This window comes from Paraburkholderia agricolaris (assembly GCF_009455635.1).
Classification (GTDB): domain Bacteria; phylum Pseudomonadota; class Gammaproteobacteria; order Burkholderiales; family Burkholderiaceae; genus Paraburkholderia; species Paraburkholderia agricolaris.
On record NZ_QPER01000002.1, the window covers coordinates 2,866,789 to 2,887,399 of the forward strand.

Sequence of the window (20,611 nt, forward strand, 5' to 3'; positions counted from 1 at the left end):
GCCGTCGATCACGCTGCGTTGATGAGTCCAAGCTGTCGCAGCGCGGTCACGCCATCGTCCAGCCCGATTTCCTCAACTATCTTGCCGTCTTTGAGACGTAGCACGGTCGTGCCGGTGAAGTGCATTTTCCGGCCGGTCGCAGCGGGCAACGATCCAATAAGGAAATCGCCGAATGCCGGACCGGTGTGTGTGCCGCCACCCTCCCAGCGACCCACTACATAGTCTCCCTCGGCAATGAGATCGGCTGCGCCCCAGAAATTGAGGTTCGGGAAAGCTTCGCGAAAACCGGTCATGAAGGCCTTGATGTTCTCGCGGCCGCGGCGTGGTTCGTGCAGCGAGTATTGAAGAAGCATGTCGGGGGCGGCAAGTTCGTCGACGATGCCGATGTTGCATGTCTTGCCCCAGAAATCAGTGAACCAGCGACCCACAACGGCCTTGTTGTCATCTTCCTTGGACATGGTGAATTCCTCATCGATGTAGTTGAGAAGGGGAAACGCAATCGCTTCCCTCTGCACCAACAATATCGATGCAAGCAGTCACCCGCCCCCCGTTTCTTGCCGAGATACTCGATCGACAGGCGGATTATGGTGACGGCGGTCACTCGCGTTCGACTCACTGCGTTGTCTTATGCGTGCGATTGCACGGTCGGCAAGGTCGGCGAAAAATTTCCCGGGTGAGTAACCCTCAATCGATTGAATTCATCGTTCGGGTGACCGCTTTGGAAAAGGCCGACCGGCCGCGAGGAATCTTTGTGATAATCCACTCCCGGCAGATTTACCCAGTTACTGGCAGTCGCTTCCAACGTCTCTCGCGGATTGATCCCATCGAATGCCATACCCCGAATGCCACCGACCGCCACCGGTGGCCACTTGTGGTTGCGTGTGGCAACATCGCCGTGATCTCTCAACCACGTCAGACCTCGCGCAGGTTCATACACTTCTGGAGAACTCATGTTCGACCACGTCAAATTCGGCGTCAGCGACTATGCCGCGAGCAAAGCGTTCTTCCTCAAGGCGCTCGAACCACTCGGCGTAGCTGTTGTCTCGGAGGGGTCGCCAACCTACGGTGTCGAACTCAGCCCACCGGGTAAGGCTTCATTGTGCCTGTACCAGACCGAAGAGAAACCGGCGCATCTTCACCTGGCGTTTGTGGCCGAAAATCGCCAGCAGGTCGACGCTTTCTATCGCGCGGCTCTGGAGGCGGGTGGCAAAGACAATGGCGCGCCTGGTCCGCGCCCGCACTACCACCCGAACTACTATGCGGCTTTTGTCATTGGTCCAGACGGGCACAACCTCGAAGTGGTTTGCCATCAGCCCGAGGCCTAGACCTTCCAGCGCGAGCAAGGCGCGTTGACGGCGAGGTCGAGGTCGAGGTCGAGGTCGGGCATAAGCTGATCGTCAAGTACCGCGCATTGTCGCCATGACTTCGGCAAGCTGCCGCACCGCGGCTTCGGAGGCCGCACGATTGGGCGTGAGGTCGCTGTTGTTGAAATTGCCCGTGTCGCCGATCACCTGAACCAGCAAACCGTCACGGCGCGGCACCATGCTTAAGGTGCTGGTGCTGAGCGCGTAATTCACTTCGGCCTGCGGAATCAGACGCGCGGTCTGGCCGCGCACGGGAATGATCGACTCGTCGCTGAACAGAGCCCTGGCGCCGTAGCCGGTGGCATTGATCAAAGTGCGCTCGGGCAGCGCCTGCAATTCACGCGGATGAGTGAATTCGCGCACCACGATTTTTCCACCGGCCAGTTGAAAGTCGGACATCAGCATGCGCGTATAGCTGGTGATGTTGAACATCATGGTGGTGAAACGCCGCGACGCTTGCGGGAATGGCGTGCTGCCCACGGGCAAGGTCACGGACTGCGGCCTGAGATCTCTGATGCGGCTGCTCAAATCGCCGTATTCCGGTTCATCGGAAACCGTATCGTTTTGCTGGCCCGCGGGGGTGTCGAGCAGGTGATAGCCATCGATCCATTCAATCGGATCGCCGGGCAGCCCCAGCAAGCTCTGGTACATGCCATACGAGGTGCGTGCCATGGATTCCCAGCGATCGCCAAAATCCTCGGCATGCTGTGCGTCGCAGATGCGCGAGTCCGGCGTCCACAGGCCGCTGGCGCGCATCGAGAACACATCGGGCGGCAAGGCTTTGGCATAGATGCGCACCGCCATGCCGGCACGCTGCGCCAGCAGGGCCGAAGTGAGGCCCAGCGCGCCGCAGCCGATTATGCCGAGCTCGCGCACGCCGGTAGCCTGCGCCATACGCACGGCAAGCGTGCTTGAACCCCAGGACAACGACCAGCCGCTACCGCCGTGTCCGTAGTTGTGCACGATGGCCTTGTCGCCCAGCTTTTCCAGTTCGAGTCGCGGTCCTGCCGCGCGGAAAGGACGGGTGCATACGTATATGCCGGTGATTCGATCCACCTGCGCCCTAACCGGCGCCAGCTCCGCGACACCCGATTCCAGCCGCGCGGCTCGCGGCAGAACCGTGGGTTTTGCATTCGGCACCATGGCCTGCCGGGCGCAGCCGGCAAGCGTGGCGGTGGAGGCCAGCGCGAGCGTGGTACCCGCATGACGCAAAAATTGACGTCGTTGCCCGGATATAGCTTTTAAATTCAATTGCGTGATCCTTCAGTTTTTTATGCTGGGGGCACAACGGGCGTCAGCCCGTTCGCTACGTCCGCGCAAGCGCAGATCCACCTAATCCCGGCCGTACAAATAGAAACCCACGCCGCTCCTAAGCTCGGGTTTCAGCGTACGTCTCCTTGCATATCTGGCGCAACGATTCGACGAACAGATTCTGCGCCGCCGAGTGTGAACCCTCTGAACGGGTGAACAGCGCGATGGGCGGAAGCGTCCATTCGAACGAGTAAGGCACGATTGCTACACCCGCAAAACGAACCAGTTCCTCGGCGATATCCGAAGGCACGATCGACACCGCCTCTTCGCTCGAGGCAATCATTTCACCAATGAGTTTGGATGAGTAACTCTCCACCACAGGCACCGGAGGCGCAGTGCCCGCCGCGAGAAACAGGTCGGCGACCTGCTCTCTCATCGGCGTATGAGGGGCGCCAAGAATCCAGTCCAGCGTCAGCAGCCGGCTCCAGTCGAGCTTTGTGCGCGCGAGTTTGGCCGCGAGACGCCGGTTCGCGATCAGACGGGGTTGCTGCCGGAACAGGACTTCAAAGCTCGCCTGTTTCAGGTCGACGGATGCCGCCGCCCGTCCGATCACAATGTCTACCGTATGGTCCTGCAACTGCGGCAACAATTGATCGCTGGTGCCTTCGTGGATGGTCACGGTCAAGCGCCGCTCCATGCCGGATTGCAGCCGCTTTAGCGCTGCCGACAGCATCTGGCCGGAAATAAACGGAATTACGCCGATGTGCAGGTGCGCCGCATGCCCCGACGCAACGGCCTTCATGTCGCGGGCAAGATGATCGAGATCGTTGATCATCGCCCGGGCCCGTTCGAGCACAACCGAACCGAGCGCGGTGGGCAGCATGCCGCGCGACGAGCGCTCGAAAAGCGGCGTGCCGAACATGCTTTCCAGTTCGGCCAAGGCGTTGGTTACGGCGGGCTGACTGCTGGCCATATGTTCCGCGACGCGCGTCAGCGAGCCGTGCTGCTGGATTTGCAGCAACAGCACGAGGTGCCGCATCTTCAGACGCGCGCTCAGCCGCCTGACTATGTCGTTCGACTCAAATGTCATTGACGGTCAACGCACCCATCACAAAAAAATGATGGGTCGATATTAAAACAAAATCATCTGGTTATGGCAGATCTCTAGAATCGCCTCAACGGATCGCGCCGGGACACGCCCGGCGCCCTCACCCAGGCGAGAACACAATGAAGCAGACAGAGACCGACCAGCAAGCCGCGTTCGACTACCACGAGTTTCCGACACCCGGAAAGATCTCCGTAGTGGCAAGCAAACCGCTCGTGACCCAGCGCGATCTGGCGCTTGCCTACACGCCAGGCGTGGCCAGCGTCTGCGAAGCCATCGCGGCGGACCCGCTGCAGGCACATCGCTTCACAAGCCGCGGCAACCTCGTCGGCGTGATTACCAACGGCACGGCGGTGCTGGGCCTTGGGAACATCGGCGCCCTGGCTTCGAAGCCCGTGATGGAAGGCAAAGGCGTGCTGTTCAAGAAGTTTGCCGGCATCGACGTGTTCGACATCGAGATCAACGAGACCGATCCGGATAAGCTGGTCGACATCATCGCCGGGCTGGAACCCACCTTCGGCGGCATCAATCTCGAAGACATCAAGGCGCCGGAGTGCTTCATCGTCGAGCGCAAGCTGCGCGAACGCATGAAGATTCCCGTCTTCCACGACGATCAGCATGGCACCGCCATCACGGTATCCGCCGCGTTTATCAACGGTCTGAAGGTGGTGGGCAAGGCCATTTCGGAGGTCAAGGTGGTGACTTCCGGCGCGGGCGCGGCGGCACTGGCGTGTCTGGACCTGCTGGTCGACCTGGGCCTGCCGGTCGAAAATATATGGGCAACCGATATTGAAGGTGTCGTGTATCGAGGACGTACCGCGCTGATGGATCCGGACAAGATGCGTTTCGCGCAGGAAACCAGCGCGCGCACGCTTGCCGAAGTAATCCAGGGGGCGGATGTCTTCCTCGGGCTCTCGGTGGGCGGCATTCTGAGCGCGGAGATGCTGAAGACGATGGGTCCGCGCCCGCTTATTCTCGCGCTGGCCAATCCAACGCCGGAAATCTTTCCTGAGCTTGCCCATGCAACGCGCGACGATGTCGTCATCGCGACAGGCCGCTCGGACTATCCGAACCAGGTCAACAACGTCCTGTGTTTTCCCTACATCTTTCGCGGCGCGTTGGACGTCGGCGCTACGACCATCACGCGCGAAATGGAAATTGCGGCCGTGCACGCCATCGCCGGTCTCGCGCAAGAGGAACAGAACGAAGTTGTCGCCGCCGCCTACGGTGCCTATGACGTGGCATTCGGTCCGCAGTATCTGATTCCCAAGCCATTCGATCCACGCCTGATCGTGCGGATTGCACCGGCGGTTGCAAAGGCGGCGATGGAAGGTGGTGTGGCGACACGTCCGCTGCCGGACCTCGCTGCCTATGTCGAACAGTTGCAGCAATTCGTCTACCACTCCGGCGCCTTCATGAAGCCGCTGTTCTCGACCGCGAGACGCCTCGTGCGCGAGGGCGGCAACGCGCGCATCGTCTTCACGGAGGGCGAAGACGAACGCGTGCTGCGCGCCGTCCAGGTCATCGTCGACGAGAAGCTGGCGCGGCCGATTCTGGTGGGGCGCCCGGAAGTACTGCTGGCACGCATCGAGCGATTCGGTTTGCGCCTGCGACTCGGGCAGGACGTCGAGGTGACCAACCCCGAATACGACGAACGTTTCCCCCAGTACTGGACAACGTATTGGGAATTGATGTGCCGCGACGGCATCACCAAAGAGATGGCGCGTGTCGAAATGCGGCGCCGCCTGACCTTGATCGGCGCGATGATGGTGCGGCTCGGGGACGCGGACGGCATGATCTGCGGCACGGTTGGCGCGTATCACGACCATCTGCGCTTTGTCGATCAGGTGATCGGCAAGAAGCGCGGCGCGCACACCTACGCGGCCATGAACATTCTGCTGCTGGATCAGCGTACGGTAGCGCTGGTGGATACCCACATCAACGACGATCCGAACGCCGAGCAGATTGCCGAATTTACGATTAGCGCGGCCAAACAGATGGAATGGTTGAATCTCACCCCCAAGGCGGCGTTGCTGTCGCGCTCGAACTTCGGTGCGGGCGGCGCGGCGTCGGGCGTGAAAATGCGCCGGGCGCTGGAGATCGTGAGGGAGCAGGCTCCGGAGCTCGAAGTCGACGGCGAGATGCACGGCGACTGCGCGCTCGACGAAGTATTGCGCTCGCGGATACTGCCGACCTCGCCGCTCAAAGGCGCCGCCAATCTGCTGGTCTGCCCCAACGTGGATGCGGGCAACATTGCCTACAACCTGCTCAAGACCGGCGCGGGCAGCAACGTGGCAGTCGGCCCGTTTCTGCTGGGCGTCAACGCTCCGGTGAACATTCTCACGTCCAGCTCTACGGTCCGAAGAATCGTCAATATGACGGCGTTGACCGTGATCGAGGCGAATCGCGCCCAGTAGCAGCGTATCGGTTCGTGGGGGGAGTCGGCTCGCCGCGCTCCCCCAACGTCTCCTGCAGAAAAGCGATGAAACTCGCCAGCTTCGGCGGCATATGTGCATCGGGCAGATGCACGACTTGCAGGGGCCAGGTCGGTGCGGGCCAGTCAGGAAAGAGGCGAACGAGCCGGCCCGCATCCAGATCTTCCTGCAGCATCATCTGCGGTTGAAGAATGATCCCCAGTCCCGCGAGCGCGGCCTCACGGAGCGCGAGACCGCCGTTGACGTCGAGACGGCCACGCACCGTGATGCGCTCCTCACCATTGCCATCGGGACGTGGAAAGCGCCACTCGCGTTCAGGGCCCGTGGCAACCATAAACGCGAGGCAATTGTGCTGCGCCAGATCGGCGGGCGCCTGCGGGTGCCCATGGCGCGCCAGATAGGCCGGCGACGCGCAGGCAATCCGCGGCGACTGCGCCAACGGCCGCGCGATCAGGCCCGAGTCCGGCAGCACACCCGCACGAATGGCGGCGTCGAAACCTTCTTCCGCCAGATCCACGAAGCGGTCGCTAAGCGACAACTCGAACTGCACCTCGGGATAACGGTCGAGGTACGCGGCAAGGGCCGGCACGAGCACACGCGTGCCATAGATAACCGGACAACTCACCCGCAACCGGCCGCGCGGACTGCTCTGCATCTCTCGCGCGTCCAGCTCGGCGGAGTCCACCAACGCCAGAATTTCGACGCATCGTGCGTGATAGCGCCTGCCGAGTTCAGTCAGGCTTTGACGCCGCGTGGTGCGATTCAGCAAGCGGCCTTCAAGGCGCCGCTCCAACTCGCGAATATGGTTGCCGACCATGGTGGGCGTCATACCGCTGCCTTCAGCCGCAGCGGTGAAGCTGCCGCGTTCGACCACGCGGGCAAATATCGCCATGCTGCTGAATCGATCCATTCACAAGTCCGACTAAGGAGTGCTCGAAGAAATAGTGAGTTTATCAAGTCAGGCTAAAGAATAATACTCGGGTCCTGGCTTCATTCACATCCCACCGCGAGGACTCGCCATGACTATTGCAAGCACGAACCTTCAGCATCAACACGTCGTCCTGCTGGGCGGCACATCAGGAATCGGCCTTGCCACGGCCCATGCCGCGCTGGCTGCCGGCGCCTCGGTGACGGTGGTTTCATCGCGCAGCGAGCGTGTCACCGAGGCCATCGCCGGACTCGGCGAGCGGGCCAATGGATACACCGTCGATCTGAGTAAAGAATCCGCTGTACGCGGGTTGTTCGAACAAGTCGGCGCGTTCGACCACCTGGTCTACAGCGCGGGGGATGCGTTGCAAATCGGAGCACTCGCCGACATGAACCTCGATACAGTGCGCCAGGTTTTCGAAGTGCGAGTCTTCGGCGCGATCGCGGCCGTTAAACATGCGGCGCCGTATCTGCGCCCAGGCGGCTCGGTGGTGTTGACCAGCGGTATCGCCAGCCTGCGGCCAAAAAAGGGTTGGGTCGCGCTGGCCGGGGTCTGCAGCGCGATGGAGGGTCTCACGCGAGCCCTCGCGGTGGAGTTGGCGCCGATCCGCGTCAACCTGGTGAGTCCCGGTTTAGTGCGCACGCCGCTGTGGGCCGGCATGTCCGCGACTGAGCGCGAGGCACTCTACGCCGCGAGTGGCGCTGCGCTGCCAGTGGGCCGTATCGGCGAGGCGCAGGACCTCGCGCAAACTTACGTCTATCTGATGACCAATCGCTATGCCACCGGGCAAACCGTCGTCGTGGACGGCGGTGGTGTGCTGGTCTGATAGCCTGGCGCGGCCCCTCCGGCCAGGTCTATCAGCGGTATAGGTACTGAGTTGCAGGAGTGCCGGGCTGACAGCCGTTATTTCACTCCCCCGGCACCCTCACCCAGCCCTCCATCAAGACCCGCGCACTGCGGCTCATAATCGCCTTGGTGACCGTCCACTCGCCGCCTTCCTCGCGAGCCTCGGCCCCCACGCGCAAAGTCCCCGACGGATGCCCGAAACGCACCGCATCGCGCGCGCCGCCACCCGCCGCGAGGTTCACCAGGGTCCCGGAGATCGCCGCGGCCGTGCCGATCGCAACAGCGGCCGTGCCCATCATCGCGTGATGCAGCTTACCCATCGACATCGCACGGACCAGCAGATCGACATCGCTCGCGGCGACCCGCTTGCCGCTGGAAGCAACGTAGTCGGCCGGCTTGGCGACAAAGGCAATCTTCGGCGTGTGCTGGCGCGTGGCGATCTCATCGATGCTCTTGATCAGGCCCATGCGCACTGCGCCATGCGCGCGAATGGTTTCGAACATCGCCAGTGCCTTGTCGTCGCTATTGATCGCATCCTGTAGTTCGGTGCCCTTATAACCGATCGCGTCCGCGTTCACGAAAATGGTCGGGATGCCGGCATTGATCATCGTCGCCTTCAGCGTGCCGACACCCGGCACGTCGAGGTCGTCGACCAGATTCCCCGTGGGGAACATCGCGCCGCCGGCGCCCTCTTCTTCGGCGGCCGGGTCCATGAACTCGAGCTGAACTTCGGCCGCCGGAAACGTCACGCCGTCGAGTTCAAAGTCGCCCGTTTCCTGCACGGCGCCGTCGGTAATCGGCACATGCCCAATGATCGTCTTGCCGATATTCGCCTGCCAGATGCGCACAACCGCCACACCGTTATGCGGAATTCTGCTCGCATCGACGAGACCCGCGCTAATCGCAAACGGCCCCACCGCCGCGGAAAGATTGCCGCAATTGCCGCTCCAGTCGACGAAAGCCTTGTCGATGGAAACCTGCCCGAACAGATAATCCACGTCATGATCCGGCTTGCTGCTCTTCGCGATGATCACCGTCTTGCTCGTGCTCGACGTCGCGCCGCCCATGCCGTCGATCTGCTTGCCATACGGGTCGGGGCTGCCGATCACACGCATCAGCAGCGCGTCGCGCGCGGCGCCCGGCACCTGGGCGGCCTCCGGCAAATCCTGCAGTCGAAAAAACACCCCTTTGCTGGTACCGCCGCGCATGTACGTCGCCGGAATCTTGATCTGAGGTTGGTGAGCCATGAAAGTAATGTCCTGATGAGAGAAGCTCAAAAGCCTTAAGCCGCTGCCTTCGTCGATTCAAGAAAGTCCTGCGCGAAACGTTGCAGCACGCCGCCGGCTTCGTAGATCGACACCTCTTCCGCGGTATCCAGCCGGCACGTCACCGGCACGTCCACACGCTCACCGTTCTTGCGATGAATCACCAGCGTGAGGTCGGCGCGCGGTTTGCGTTCGCCAATCACGTCGAAGGTTTCGGTGCCGTCGATAGCAAGCGTGAGACGGTTCACACCAGGTTTGAATTCCAGCGGCAACACGCCCATGCCCACCAGATTCGTACGGTGAATCCGCTCGAAGCCTTCGGCAACAATCGCTTCCGCACCGGCGAGGCGCACGCCCTTCGCCGCCCAGTCACGCGACGAACCCTGACCGTAGTCGGCCCCGGCAATCACGATCAGCGGCTGCTTGCGCTCCATGTAGGTTTCGATCGCTTCCCACATGCGCGTGACCTTGCCCTCAGGCTCGATGCGCGCCAGCGAACCGGCCTTCACGTTGCCGTCCTCCAGCACCATCTCGTTCTTGAGCGTCGGGTTCGCGAAGGTGGCACGCTGTGCGGTCAGGTGATCGCCACGGTGAGTGGCATATGAATTGAAATCCTCTTCCGGCAAGCCCATTTTGGCGAGGTACTCACCGGACGCGCTGTTCGCCAGAATCGCGTTCGAAGGCGACAGGTGGTCGGTCGTGATGTTGTCGCCCAGCACCGCCAGCGGACGCATGCCCTTGAGCGTGCGTTCACCGGCAAGCGCGCCTTCCCAATACGGCGGACGGCGAATGTATGTGCTCATCGGACGCCAGTCATACAGCGGATCGGCCTTCTCACCGGTATCGACAGAAACGGCGAACATCGGCTCATACACTTTGCGGAACTGCTCCGGCTTCACGCTCGAAGCAACGATCGCGTCGATCTCCGCATCCGACGGCCAGATGTCCTTCAGCCGGATCGCATTACCGTCAGCGTCGACGCCCAGCACATCCTTCTCGATATCGAAGCGGATCGTACCGGCAATCGCATAGGCCACTACCAGCGGCGGCGAAGCCAGGAAAGCCTGCTTCGCGTACGGATGGATACGGCCGTCGAAGTTACGGTTACCGGACAACACCGCCGTCGCATACAGATCGCGATCGACGATTTCCTTCTGGATCACCGGGTCCAGCGCACCCGACATGCCGTTGCACGACGTGCATGCATACGCGACCACGCCGAAGCCCAGTTGCTCCAGTTCCGGCAACAGACCCGCCTCTTCCAGATACAACGTAACCGCCTTCGACCCCGGCGCAAGCGACGTCTTCGCCCACGGCTTGCGGGTCAGTCCGCGCCGATTGGCGTTACGCGCCAGCAAACCGGCGGCGATCATGTTGCGCGGGTTGTTGGTGTTGGTGCAGCTCGTGATCGCGGCGATGATCACCGCGCCGTCGGGCATCAAGCCCGGTTCGTTCTCCACCTTGCCGCTGATACCGCGCGCGGCCAGATCGGAAACCGGCAAACGGCGATGCGGGTTCGACGGACCCGCCAGCGTACGCACCACGGTAGACAGATCGAACTTCAGCACACGCTCGTACTCGGCGTGCTTCAGCGTATCGCCCCACAGACCGGTTTCCTTCGCGTAGGTCTCGACCAGCTTGACGAGCTCGTCGTCGCGGCCGGTGAGCTTGAGATACTTGATGGTCTGCTCGTCGATGTAGAACATCGCCGCCGTCGCGCCGAATTCGGGCGCCATATTGGCGATGGTCGCGCGATCGCCGAGCGTCAGGTTGGCTGTGCCCGCGCCGTAGAACTCGAGGTACGCGCCGACCACTTTCTCCTTGCGCAGGAATTCGGTCAGCGAGAGCACGACGTCGGTCGCGGTAATGCCCTCAGCCGGCTTGCCCGTGAGTTCCACGCCGACGATATCCGGCAGCCGCATATACGACGCGCGGCCGAGCATCACGCTTTCCGCTTCGAGACCGCCCACGCCGATAGCGATCACGCCGAGCGCATCCACCATCGGCGTATGCGAATCGGTGCCGACCAGCGTATCGGGAAAGGCCACACCGTCTTTCACCTGCACAACCGGGCTCATGCGCTCGAGGTTGATCTGATGCAGGATGCCGTTGCCCGGCGGAATCACGTCGACGTTCTTGAACGCGCGCTTGGTCCAGTTGATGAAATCGAAGCGGTCTTCGTTGCGGCGATCTTCAATCGCGCGGTTCTTCGCGAACGCATCCGGATCGAAACCGCCGCATTCAACGGCGAGCGAGTGATCCACCACCAGTTGCGTCGGCACGACCGGGTTGACCATCGCCGGATCGCCGCCTTGCGCCGCGATTGCGTCGCGCAGACCGGCGAGATCGACTAGCGCGGTCTGGCCGAGAATGTCATGGCACACCACGCGCGCCGGGAACCACGGAAAATCCAGTTCGCGCTTGCGTTCGACGATCTGTTTGAGCGACGCGACGAGCGTCACCGGATCGCAGCGGCGCACGAGGTTTTCGGCCAGCACGCGCGAGGTGTACGGCAGCTTGTCATAAGCGCCGGGTTCGATCGCGTCGACGGCGGCACGCGTGTCGAAGAAATCCAGCTGGGTGCCGGGAAGGCGTTTGCGGTTGGCAGTATTCATGGCGTAGGGGACAAAACAATAATGATCCGGGGACAATGGCGGCAGCCGTACTTCACGATCCGCTACCCCTCTTTCAAACGGCGCAACGCTGGCGCGTCAATCGAACATTCGGACAGTCTGCGTAGTTTAGCTTGCGGTGGCGCGCTGACTTGCCGCGTATTGCATTGATGCGCTGCAAAAAAAAACAGCCTTGGCTCGGGGTTCCAGCGAGCCAAGGCCCAACTTCATTGCGCCGCGCTCAAGAGGCGCAATGGAGGAGAAACGCTTACGGCTTTACGCTTATATAGCTAGCAAGCTCATACCCTTAAACGCGCTTGGCGAGCGGCACAAACGGCAGGTCGTCAGGCCCGGTGTAATTCGCGCTCGGCCGGATGATCTTGTTGTCGATCCGTTGCTCGATAATGTGCGCGCTCCAGCCTGCCGTGCGGGCGATCACGAACAGTGGCGTAAACATCGCCGTCGGCACGCCCATCATGTGATACGACACCGCGCTGAACCAGTCCAGATTCGGGAACATCTTCTTCACCTCCGCCATCACCGTTTCAAGCCGCTCGGCGATGTTGAACAGCTTCAGGTTGCCTGCTTCCTTCGAGAGCTTCTTCGCAACGTCCTTGATGACCTTGTTGCGCGGATCGGAGATCGTGTACACCGGGTGGCCGAAACCGATCACCACTTCCTTGTTTTCTACGCGTCTGCGGATGTCGGCTTCAGCCTCATCCGGCGTCTGGTAGCGCGACTGGATCTCGAACGCGACTTCGTTCGCGCCGCCGTGCTTCGGTCCACGCAGCGCGCCGATCGCGCCGGTGATTGCCGAGTAGATGTCCGATCCCGTGCCCGCGATCACGCGGCCGGTGAAGGTCGACGCGTTGAATTCATGCTCGGCATACAGGTTCAGCGACACGTGCATCGCGTCGACCCACTCCTTCGACGGTTCCACGCCGTGCAGCAGGTGCAGGAAGTGGCCGCCGATCGAGTCGTCGTCGGTTTCGACCTCGATGCGCTTGCCGTTGTGCGAGTAGTGGTACCAGTACAGCAGCATCGAGCCGAGCGAGGCCATCAGCTTGTCGGCGATGTCGCGCGCGCCGGGCAGGCTGTGGTCGTCTTTCTCGGGCAGCACGGTGCCGAGCACCGAGACGCCGGTGCGCATCACGTCCATCGGGTGCGCGGCGGCCGGAATCCATTCGAGCGCGGCCTTGACGTTCGCGGGCAGGCCGCGCAGCGCCTTGAGCTTCGTTTTGTAGGCGGTCAGTTCGGCTTGCGTCGGCAGCTTTTCGTGGACCAGCAGATAGGCGATCTCTTCGAATTCGCACGCACCGGCGATGTCGAGAATATCGTAGCCACGGTAGTGCAGATCGTTGCCGGTCTTGCCGACCGTGCACAGCGCCGTATTGCCGGCCGTCACGCCGGACAGCGCGACCGATTTCTTCGGTTTGAAGGCGCCTGCGTTCGGCGTGCTGTTATCGGCTTCACTCATAATTTCGTCTCCAACTGCGGGGGTTGCGTTCGTGCGGCAATTAGCGCGCCGAGCTTGTCTTACGGGGTTTCAATGCGGTGACCGGTGAAAACGGAAGCCAATAACGCAAAGAATGGGCCATGCGCGGCCCCAGCCGCTAAGTGCCTGATTTAACAAAAAATCGTCACCTGGCAGCCCCACCACAACATTTCATAAGTGAAATCGTTGATTTCAAATTCGAAAGCAACAGGTGCATAATAGGCGGACTTCCGATCCTCTGCGCCTATCCCCGACATCGAGCCTTCCGCCGTGAGCACACCGCCCTTCGACCCCACGCAGCGCCCCCGCATCTGGGCCGTCAGTATCAGCCGGCTGCGCGATCTGTTCTTCGACATCGCCGGGGAATACGTCGAACGCGCCGATCTGCGCATCGTCGCGCGCGGCTTCGAAGACGCCGTGCACGAGATCGATGCGGTCGGCGCCGGCCGCCCCGACGTCGTGATTGCCGGCGGCTCCAACGGTGCGTATCTGAAGACACGCGTTAGCGTCCCGGTCGTGCTGATCGGTCCGACGGGTTTCGACGTCATGCACGCGCTCACGCGAGCGCGGCGCGACGGCGCGAAGGTCGCGCTCGTCACGCACGGCGACACGCCAGACGAAGTGCGGCGCTTCATTGCCGCGTACGGTATCGACGTGACATTGGCGTCGTATCAATCGGCGCAGGACGCGGAGAGTGTCGTTCTCGATCTGCGCGACCGCGGCATCGACGCCGTGGTCGGCCCAGGGCTCATCGCCGATCTCGCGGCGAGCGCCGGCATGAGCGCGGTGTTTCTGTACTCACGCGCGTCGATACGTGCCGCGTTCGACACCGCACTCGAAGTCGCGCAGGCCACCCGCCGCGAAACGGTGCGCCGTCAGCGGCTCGACAATCTGCTGCAGCATCTGCGCGACGGCGTGGTGGCGCTCGACGCGCAAGGGCGCGTCGAAGCGATGAACCGGCGGCTGGCCGACGTGCTGGCCATCGACGCGGCACAGGCTGTGGGCCGTGCGCTGCTCGACCTCGCGCCCGATCTCGCCGGCAGCTTGCCGGATTCGGACGGCGACGCATTCTGCACGGTGCGCGGCGCGAGTTACGTCGTGCACCGCGGGCCGCTGGCGAGCAGCAACTCGGCGCCAGGCACCGTGTTGACGTTTCAGGAGTCACGCGCGGTCGAAAAACTCGACCGCACCTTGCGCGCGCGGCAGCGCGTGCAGCAGTTCAGCGCGCGTTACCAGCTTGCGGATATTGTCGGCGTATCGGATTCCATGGAACGGGTCCGTGCGCTCGTGCAGCGCTATGCCAGATCGGACGCCACCGTGCTGATTCTTGGCGAAAGCGGCACCGGCAAAGAGATGGTCGCGCAGAGCATGCATCAGCTCAGCGTGCGGCGCGACTTCGCTTTCGTCGCCATCAATTGCGGCGCGTTTCCCGAAGCGTTGCTTGAAAGCGAGTTATTCGGCTATGAGGAAGGCGCGTTCACCGGCGCGCGCAAAGGCGGCAAGGCAGGGTTGATCGAAGTAGCACACCGCGGCACGCTGTTTCTCGACGAAATCGCCGAAATGCCGTTGTCGTTGCAGAGTCGTCTGCTCCGTGTGCTGCAGGAGCGCGAAGTCGTGCGGCTCGGCTCGACGGAGCCGACGCGAGTGGACATCCGGGTCGTCGCGGCAACGCATCGCGCGTTGACCGAGAGCATTGAAGCAGGCAGCTTTCGCGCCGACCTGTACTACCGGCTCAACATTCTGAGCATCGCCCTGCCGCCGCTGCGCGAGCGGCCCAGCGATCTGCTGCCGCTCGCGGTGGAACTGTTGCTGCAGGCCGCGTCGCGCGAACCGAGGCTGACAGCGCGGCTGCCCGATGCCGGCGCGGCGCGGCGTGTTCTCGCTCATCTAGGCGAGCCGCTGAAGCATTACATGTGGCCGGGCAACGTGCGTGAGTTGCAGAACGTGATCGAACGGATTGCGGTTGAACTGGCCGATATGGACGCAAACGCGGACGCCGACACGAACGCCGACACGGATGCGGACTCAAACTCGAACGGCGCAACAAAACCCGTCTTAACGCGCGAAGTACTGCGCACCATCGCGCCTGAAATCTTTGCGCAACCCCACGCGCGCGCGAAGAAAACCGCGCTGACGTTACGCGAGCGCAGCCGTCATGTGGAAGCGGACGAAATCCGCGCCGCGCTCGCTGCGTGCGACGGCGATCGCGATGCGGTTTGCCAGGCCCTCGGCATCAGCAAGACGACGTTATGGCGGAAGTTGAACGCGGCACCGTGACCTGACCCGTGCCGCCCTGTTTCACCGCATTCGCCCCGGCGCGCGCGATGAACATGCTGGGCGTCATTCCGCAGCATCGTTTGAAATGCCGGCCGAAGTGGCTTTGATCGAAAAACCCCACCTCAGTCGCCACCACCGATCCCGGCACCCCCTCGAGCAACAAAGTCTGCGCCCTCTGAATCCGCAACCCGCACAGATAGCGATACGGCGAAGAGCCGTACTGCTGACGAAACACCGTCGCGAAGCGCGACACACTGAGCGCGGACAGCGCGGCGAGTTGCGCGAGCGTCACCGGTTCGTCGAAATGGTCTTCGATAAACGCGCGGGCAGCATTGAGGCTGATGGACTGTTTCATGACGTCGCGATGCTCGGGCGGAGCGCGGTTTCTTTCGCGAACCGGGTGACGGAAAACACGTCGAGTGGAATAGGCGTGCTACCCGTATCGACAAGTTCGGCCAGCGTCTCGCCAACACCCGGACCGATCTGGAAGCCAGAGCCGCAAAAACCGAACGCGTAGTAAAGACCGTCGACCTTGCTGCTCGGACCGATTACCGGCTCGCCGTCGGGCAGATAGCTTTCCACGCCGCTCCACACGCGAATCACATGCAGCGGGGCCATTGCCGGCACGAGCCGCCGCAACTGCGCGACTTGCCGCACGGTATTGCGCGGCAGGACCGAGGCGCGGCACGTCACGGCATCTGCAGGCCCTCCCGGACCGCCGCCGACAATAATGTTGCCGCGCGGAATCTGGCGGAAATAGATGCTCTCTTCCTTGATCGAGGTGAACACCCCCATCGACGACTTGAACACATAGGGCACCGGCTCGGTCACCGCCATCTGCGGCCCACTCGCGACGAGCGGAACGGGTTCGCCGAACTGTTCGGTGAGACGGCTCGCCCACGCGCCCGCACAGATCACGAGTTGCGCGGCCCAATACACGTCGCCGCGTGCGCTCTCCACGCGAAACCGCTCGCCGTCTTTTTCGACCCGCACGATCTCGCTGTTCTCGATCACCCGAGCGCCGAGCCGCGCGGCTGCACGGCCAAACGCAGGCGCGGCGAGACGCGGATTGGCGTGGCCGTCGAGTGGTGAAATCGATGCCGCCAGCACCTCGCGGCCGAGAAATGGAAAGCGGCGAAACATGGCGTCGCCGTGCAGCACGGTGAGGTCGAGACCATGGGCGCGGGCGTCGAGCGCATATTGATCGAAATTCTCCACGTCCTTCTGGTGATAGCACACGCGCGTGTGGCCTACCGCCAGAAACTCGATGTCCTCGCCCAGCATTTCCTTCGAACGTTGCCAGGTACGCAGCGCGCGGTTCGCCATCTCGAGTTGCGGCAACGCGCGGCCCTGCCGGCGAATGCCGCCGAAGTTCACGCCGCTCGCCTGCTGTCCCGTGAGTCCACGTTCGAGCAGGATCACCGAACGGTTGCGCTGACGCAGAAAGAAGGCCGTGGTCGTGCCCATGATGCCGCCGCCGATCACGATGACATCGGCTTCGTTAGTTGTTGCCGCGCTCATTCGCCCACCTCTTCGGCAAGCGCCACCGGCAGTGGTTTGACGGGTGCCTGACCCCGCAGCCGTCCCACCGAGGACAAGGGCACCGCAGCCGCCGCCGCGATGATTTCCGCGCCCGCGTGGCCGCAGTAACGCCCTTGACAACGCCCCATGCCGACGCGCGAAAAGGCCTTCGCACGATTGGCTTCCTGCGCGCCAGTCGCATGCACGACGCGGCGCAGTTCGCCGGCTGTGATTGCTTCGCAGCGGCAGACGATCGTTTCATCCGGCAAAGACGCGGCGAATTTCGCCGGCCATGGAAAGGCTTCCCGCAGGCCCGCCGCAAAGCGGGTGAAACGCGCGAGTTCGGCGCGCAACGGCTCGACGCCTTCGACCCGCATGCCGTGATCGCGCAACGCCGCCAAAGCCGCGAGGCGGCCCGAGCGCTCGGCGGCGTCCGCGCCGCGCACCCTTGCACCGTCGCCGGCCAGATAGATACCTTTGACGCTGCTGCGGCCGTCTTCGTCGATTTGCGGGAGCCACTGCCGCGCGTTGTCGTCGAACACAAAGCGGCACCCCGCCAGGTCCGCAAGCTGTGTCTCCGGACGCAGGTGATAACCGAGCGCGACCGCATCGCACGCGAACTCGAGTGGCTTGCCGCCAGGCAATGCAACCATAACGCCGCTCACGCCGTCTTGCGCCGACCCTTTGATTTCCACCGGCTGCACGCCGCGATAAACCGGTACCTGCGCGTTTGCCAGCACACGCGTCAGTGCAATGCCCTTCCTGAGCGCGGCCGGAATCGCCAGCAAACGCGGCAGCGCGGCCACCCGCTGCATGAAGGTCGACGTATCGAGCACCGCCGCCACCTGCGCGCCCGCCTTGACGTATTGCGCGGCAACCAGATACAGCAGCGGACCGCTGCCCATCATCACGATGCGCGAACCGATCGCACAGCCCTGCGACTTCAGTGCAACCTGCGCGCCGCCGAGGCTATACGTGCCGGCCTGGTGCCAGCCCTTGACCGGCATCAGCCGGTCCGTCGCGCCGCTGCAAACGATCAGCGAATCGAAGCCAAGCGTCTGGTAGCGCGTGCCGCTCGCCAGATGCACGGCGCTCGGCGAGATATTCCAGACCAGCGTCTCCGGCAGATAATCGATCTTGTGCTTCAGCGCATCGAAGCTCTGATGCAACGAAGCGGCGCGCTCGGCCTCCGTGCCGTACAACGTCTCGTAGCTGCGCAAAAACCCTTCCGGTTGACGCCGATAAATCTGGCCGCCGTCACGCCGGCCTTCATCGATGAGCGTCGGCCGCAGTCCCGCCTCGACCAGCGCCTGCGCGGCGCGCACGCCCGCCGGCCCGGCGCCGACGATCACTACACGCGGGGCCATACACCCTCCCCGGCTTCGGCCAGTTTCGTCACGATCGCCATGCCAGGCGCCGCGGGTGTGCTGCACGCCCGTACGCGGTCGCCTTGCGCCGTCCAGACCCAGCAGTCCTGGCACGCGCCCATCAAACAGAAACCGGCACGGCGGCCGTCGCCGAATTCGGAGTCGCGCAAGGTGCTCACGCCAGTCAGCAAGGCGACCATCAACGTATCGCCTTCGGCGGCCTCGCAAGCGACACCGTCCACGGTAATCCGAAAGGTCTTGCGGCCCGTCTCCGCGAGCCGCACAAATCGTCCGCTCATGCCGGGGTCGCCTCCACGGTCTGCAAGCGGTTCAGTTCTGCCGCCGGATGATGACAAAGAATCTCCGCGCCCGAAGGCAGTTTCTTCAGCGACGGCGGCGTGACATTGCACATCCCGTCGATGCGTACCGGGCAGCGCGCGCGGAACGAGCACAACTCGGGGACATTGGCGCTCTCGCCCATCGGCGGCAACGCGGCACAACCGACCGCGCGTCGTGCATCGAGCCAGCCCGGTTTCAGCGCGGGCACCGAATCGACCAGCAAGCCCGTGTAGGGGTGATACGGCGGCGCCGCGAGCACGTCGCGCTGCCCGGCTTCCACGCGATGCCCTGCGTACAGCACGATCACTTCGTCGCAAACCGCGCGCACCGTCGAGATGTCGTGGCTGATGAACATGTACGACACGCCGAGTTCGCGGCGCAATTCGGCCAGCAGGTCAAGAATCGCCGCGCCGACCACCGTATCGAGTGCGGACGTCACTTCATCGCAGAGGATCAGTGCGGGATCGGCGGCAAGCGCGCGCGCCAGATTCACGCGCTGCTTCTGGCCACCGGACAGTCCGGCAGGCGTGCGCGTGGCAAGCGAGGCGGGCAGCTTCACCAGGTCGAGCAATTCCAGTATGCGTTTTTTTGCGGCCGACCCCCGCAGATGGTGATAGAACGCGAGCGGGCGGCCCAGAATGTCGGCGATCGAATGGCTCGGATTCAGCGCGGTGTCGGCGTTCTGGAACACGATCTGGATCTGCCGGTACTGCTCCGGCGTGCGGCGCGATAGTTGTGCGGGTAGCAGCGTGCCGTTGAAAAACACTTCACCGCGTGCGCGGTCGACCAACCCTGCTACCACCCGCGCAAGCGTCGTCTTGCCGGAACCAGATTCGCCGATCACGCCGAGCGTGCTGCCGCGCGGGATCGACAGGCTGACGTCGTCGAGCACGCGCACAGCCGGCGCACCAAACCGGTCGATGCTTCCGTAGCCCGCCGCGAGCCCGCGGATTTCGAGCAGCGGCGGGATATGCTTGCCGTTTTGCGGCGTTGCCAGCTCCACTTCAGGACGCCGCGTGGCGGCGAGCAATTGACGCGTGTACGCATCCACGGGTGCGTCAAGCACTTGCGCGACCGCGCCGTTCTCCTTCACCGCGCCGCCATTCAGCACGACAATGCGGTCCGCCATCTGCGCGACCACCGCCAGATCATGCGACACGTACACCGCCGTTGTGCCGAGTTCACGAATCACTTTCTTGAAAGCCGCGAGCACCTCGATCTGTGTGGTGACGTCGAGCGCGGTGGTCGGCTCGTCGAACACGACGACAGCCGGATCGGTGATCAACGCCATTGCGGCCATCAAGCGCTGCAACTGGCCGCCGGATACCTGGTGCGGATAACGCTCGCCGATCGTCTCCGGCGCCGGCAGCGCAAGCGCGCGAAACAGTTCGATCGCTTTCGCGCGCGCTGCTTCGGCGGACATCACGTGATGCAGCAGGGCCGGCTCGGTGACCTGATCCATGATCGTGCGCGACGGATTGAAACCCGCCGACGCACTCTGCGCGACATACGCCACGGTTCGCGCCCGCAGTCCACGACGGCCTTTGGCATCGAGCGACAGCACCTCCACGTCGCCTACGCGTACCGAGCCGCCGCTGATCGAACATCCCGCCCGCGCATAGCCGAGCAGCGATAGCGCGATCGTCGTCTTGCCCGAACCGGACTCGCCGATCAGCGCCAGCACCTCACCCTTTTTCACCGAAAAACTGACACCCTTGACGATCTCGGTCACAGGCCCAGGCGCCGCGCCCGCGACGACCCGCAGTCCCCTTACTTCAATCATGTCCCGCTCGGCCAGCTCAGCCA

General features: G+C 63.1%; 16 protein-coding genes. 4 read left to right on the forward strand and 12 right to left on the reverse strand.

All coding sequences use genetic code 11. The features are described 5' to 3' along the window. Nucleotides 1-8: 8 nt before the first annotated feature. Complete coding sequence (locus tag GH665_RS34090) at nucleotides 9-458, reverse strand: ester cyclase (RefSeq protein WP_153142435.1); 450 nt, start codon at nucleotides 456-458, stop codon at nucleotides 9-11. 492 nt (nucleotides 459-950) lie between these two features. On the opposite strand from GH665_RS34090, the gene GH665_RS34095 reads away from it, so the two are divergent. Beyond that, nucleotides 951-1,325, forward strand: coding sequence for a VOC family protein (locus GH665_RS34095; protein ID WP_153141484.1), 375 nt, complete (start codon nucleotides 951-953; stop codon nucleotides 1,323-1,325). A 72-nt stretch (nucleotides 1,326-1,397) separates the two neighbouring features. Here GH665_RS34095 and GH665_RS34100 read toward each other — a convergent pair whose 3' ends face one another. Then, nucleotides 1,398-2,576, reverse strand: a complete 1,179-nt coding sequence (locus GH665_RS34100; RefSeq protein ID WP_217361925.1) for an FAD-dependent oxidoreductase — start codon at nucleotides 2,574-2,576, stop codon at nucleotides 1,398-1,400. 157 nt (nucleotides 2,577-2,733) lie between these two features. Continuing rightward, nucleotides 2,734-3,705, reverse strand: coding sequence for a LysR family transcriptional regulator (locus tag GH665_RS34105; RefSeq protein ID WP_153141485.1), 972 nt, complete (start codon nucleotides 3,703-3,705; stop codon nucleotides 2,734-2,736). A gap of 137 nt (nucleotides 3,706-3,842) precedes the next feature. Between GH665_RS34105 and GH665_RS34110 the strand changes: the two genes are divergently transcribed. Beyond that, nucleotides 3,843-6,137: an NADP-dependent malic enzyme gene (locus tag GH665_RS34110; protein ID WP_153141486.1), complete on the forward strand. Its 2,295-nt coding sequence runs from the start codon at nucleotides 3,843-3,845 to the stop codon at nucleotides 6,135-6,137. Here the strand turns inward: GH665_RS34110 and GH665_RS34115 are convergent. Further along, complete coding sequence (locus GH665_RS34115) at nucleotides 6,091-7,065, reverse strand: LysR family transcriptional regulator (protein WP_217361926.1); 975 nt, start codon at nucleotides 7,063-7,065, stop codon at nucleotides 6,091-6,093. The genes GH665_RS34110 and GH665_RS34115 overlap by 47 nt on opposite strands. A 109-nt stretch (nucleotides 7,066-7,174) precedes the next feature. Here GH665_RS34115 and GH665_RS34120 point away from each other — a divergent pair, with 109 nt between their 5' ends. Next, complete coding sequence (locus GH665_RS34120; protein ID WP_153141487.1) at nucleotides 7,175-7,909, forward strand: SDR family oxidoreductase; 735 nt, start codon at nucleotides 7,175-7,177, stop codon at nucleotides 7,907-7,909. Between the two features lie 82 nt (nucleotides 7,910-7,991). On the opposite strand, the gene prpF is transcribed toward GH665_RS34120, so the two are convergent. The 3 genes from prpF to prpC all read right to left on the reverse strand — a co-directional run bounded on the left by prpF (nucleotide 7,992) and on the right by prpC (nucleotide 13,283). Further along, the gene (gene prpF / locus GH665_RS34125; RefSeq protein ID WP_153141488.1) at nucleotides 7,992-9,176 is read right to left on the reverse strand and encodes a 2-methylaconitate cis-trans isomerase PrpF; all 1,185 of its coding nucleotides are present in this window, start codon (nucleotides 9,174-9,176) and stop codon (nucleotides 7,992-7,994) included. A gap of 35 nt (nucleotides 9,177-9,211) precedes the next feature. Beyond that, entirely contained in the window at nucleotides 9,212-11,809 is a 2,598-nt protein-coding gene (acnD, locus tag GH665_RS34130) for a Fe/S-dependent 2-methylisocitrate dehydratase AcnD (RefSeq protein WP_153141489.1), read from the reverse strand. A 304-nt stretch (nucleotides 11,810-12,113) separates the two neighbouring features. Beyond that, a complete protein-coding gene (gene prpC / locus GH665_RS34135; RefSeq protein WP_153141490.1) occupies nucleotides 12,114-13,283 on the reverse strand; it encodes a bifunctional 2-methylcitrate synthase/citrate synthase in 1,170 nt (389 codons plus the stop codon). A 288-nt stretch (nucleotides 13,284-13,571) separates the two neighbouring features. Here prpC and prpR point away from each other — a divergent pair, with 288 nt between their 5' ends. Next, nucleotides 13,572-15,578, forward strand: coding sequence for a propionate catabolism operon regulatory protein PrpR (prpR, locus tag GH665_RS34140; protein WP_153141491.1), 2,007 nt, complete (start codon nucleotides 13,572-13,574; stop codon nucleotides 15,576-15,578). Here the strand turns inward: prpR and GH665_RS34145 are convergent. Genes GH665_RS34145 through GH665_RS34165 form a run of 5 tightly spaced genes read right to left on the reverse strand, consistent with a single transcriptional unit; the run spans nucleotide 15,535 to nucleotide 20,603 of the window. Further along, on the reverse strand, nucleotides 15,535-15,933 hold the full coding sequence (locus GH665_RS34145; protein ID WP_153141492.1) for a helix-turn-helix domain-containing protein: 399 nt from the start codon (nucleotides 15,931-15,933) through the stop codon (nucleotides 15,535-15,537). The two genes, prpR and GH665_RS34145, sit on opposite strands and share 44 nt — an antisense overlap. Then, nucleotides 15,930-17,099, reverse strand: a complete 1,170-nt coding sequence (locus tag GH665_RS34150) for an NAD(P)/FAD-dependent oxidoreductase (RefSeq protein WP_153141493.1) — start codon at nucleotides 17,097-17,099, stop codon at nucleotides 15,930-15,932. The genes GH665_RS34145 and GH665_RS34150 overlap by 4 nt, the downstream gene beginning before the upstream one ends. Then, entirely contained in the window at nucleotides 17,096-18,466 is a 1,371-nt protein-coding gene (locus GH665_RS34155; RefSeq protein WP_153141494.1) for an FAD/NAD(P)-dependent oxidoreductase, read from the reverse strand. The genes GH665_RS34150 and GH665_RS34155 overlap by 4 nt, the downstream gene beginning before the upstream one ends. Further along, the gene (locus tag GH665_RS34160; RefSeq protein WP_153141495.1) at nucleotides 18,451-18,765 is read right to left on the reverse strand and encodes a (2Fe-2S)-binding protein; all 315 of its coding nucleotides are present in this window, start codon (nucleotides 18,763-18,765) and stop codon (nucleotides 18,451-18,453) included. The genes GH665_RS34155 and GH665_RS34160 overlap by 16 nt, the downstream gene beginning before the upstream one ends. Then, nucleotides 18,762-20,603, reverse strand: coding sequence for an ABC transporter ATP-binding protein (locus tag GH665_RS34165; protein ID WP_153142437.1), 1,842 nt, complete (start codon nucleotides 20,601-20,603; stop codon nucleotides 18,762-18,764). The genes GH665_RS34160 and GH665_RS34165 overlap by 4 nt, the downstream gene beginning before the upstream one ends. Between the last annotated feature and the right edge of the window lie 8 nt (nucleotides 20,604-20,611).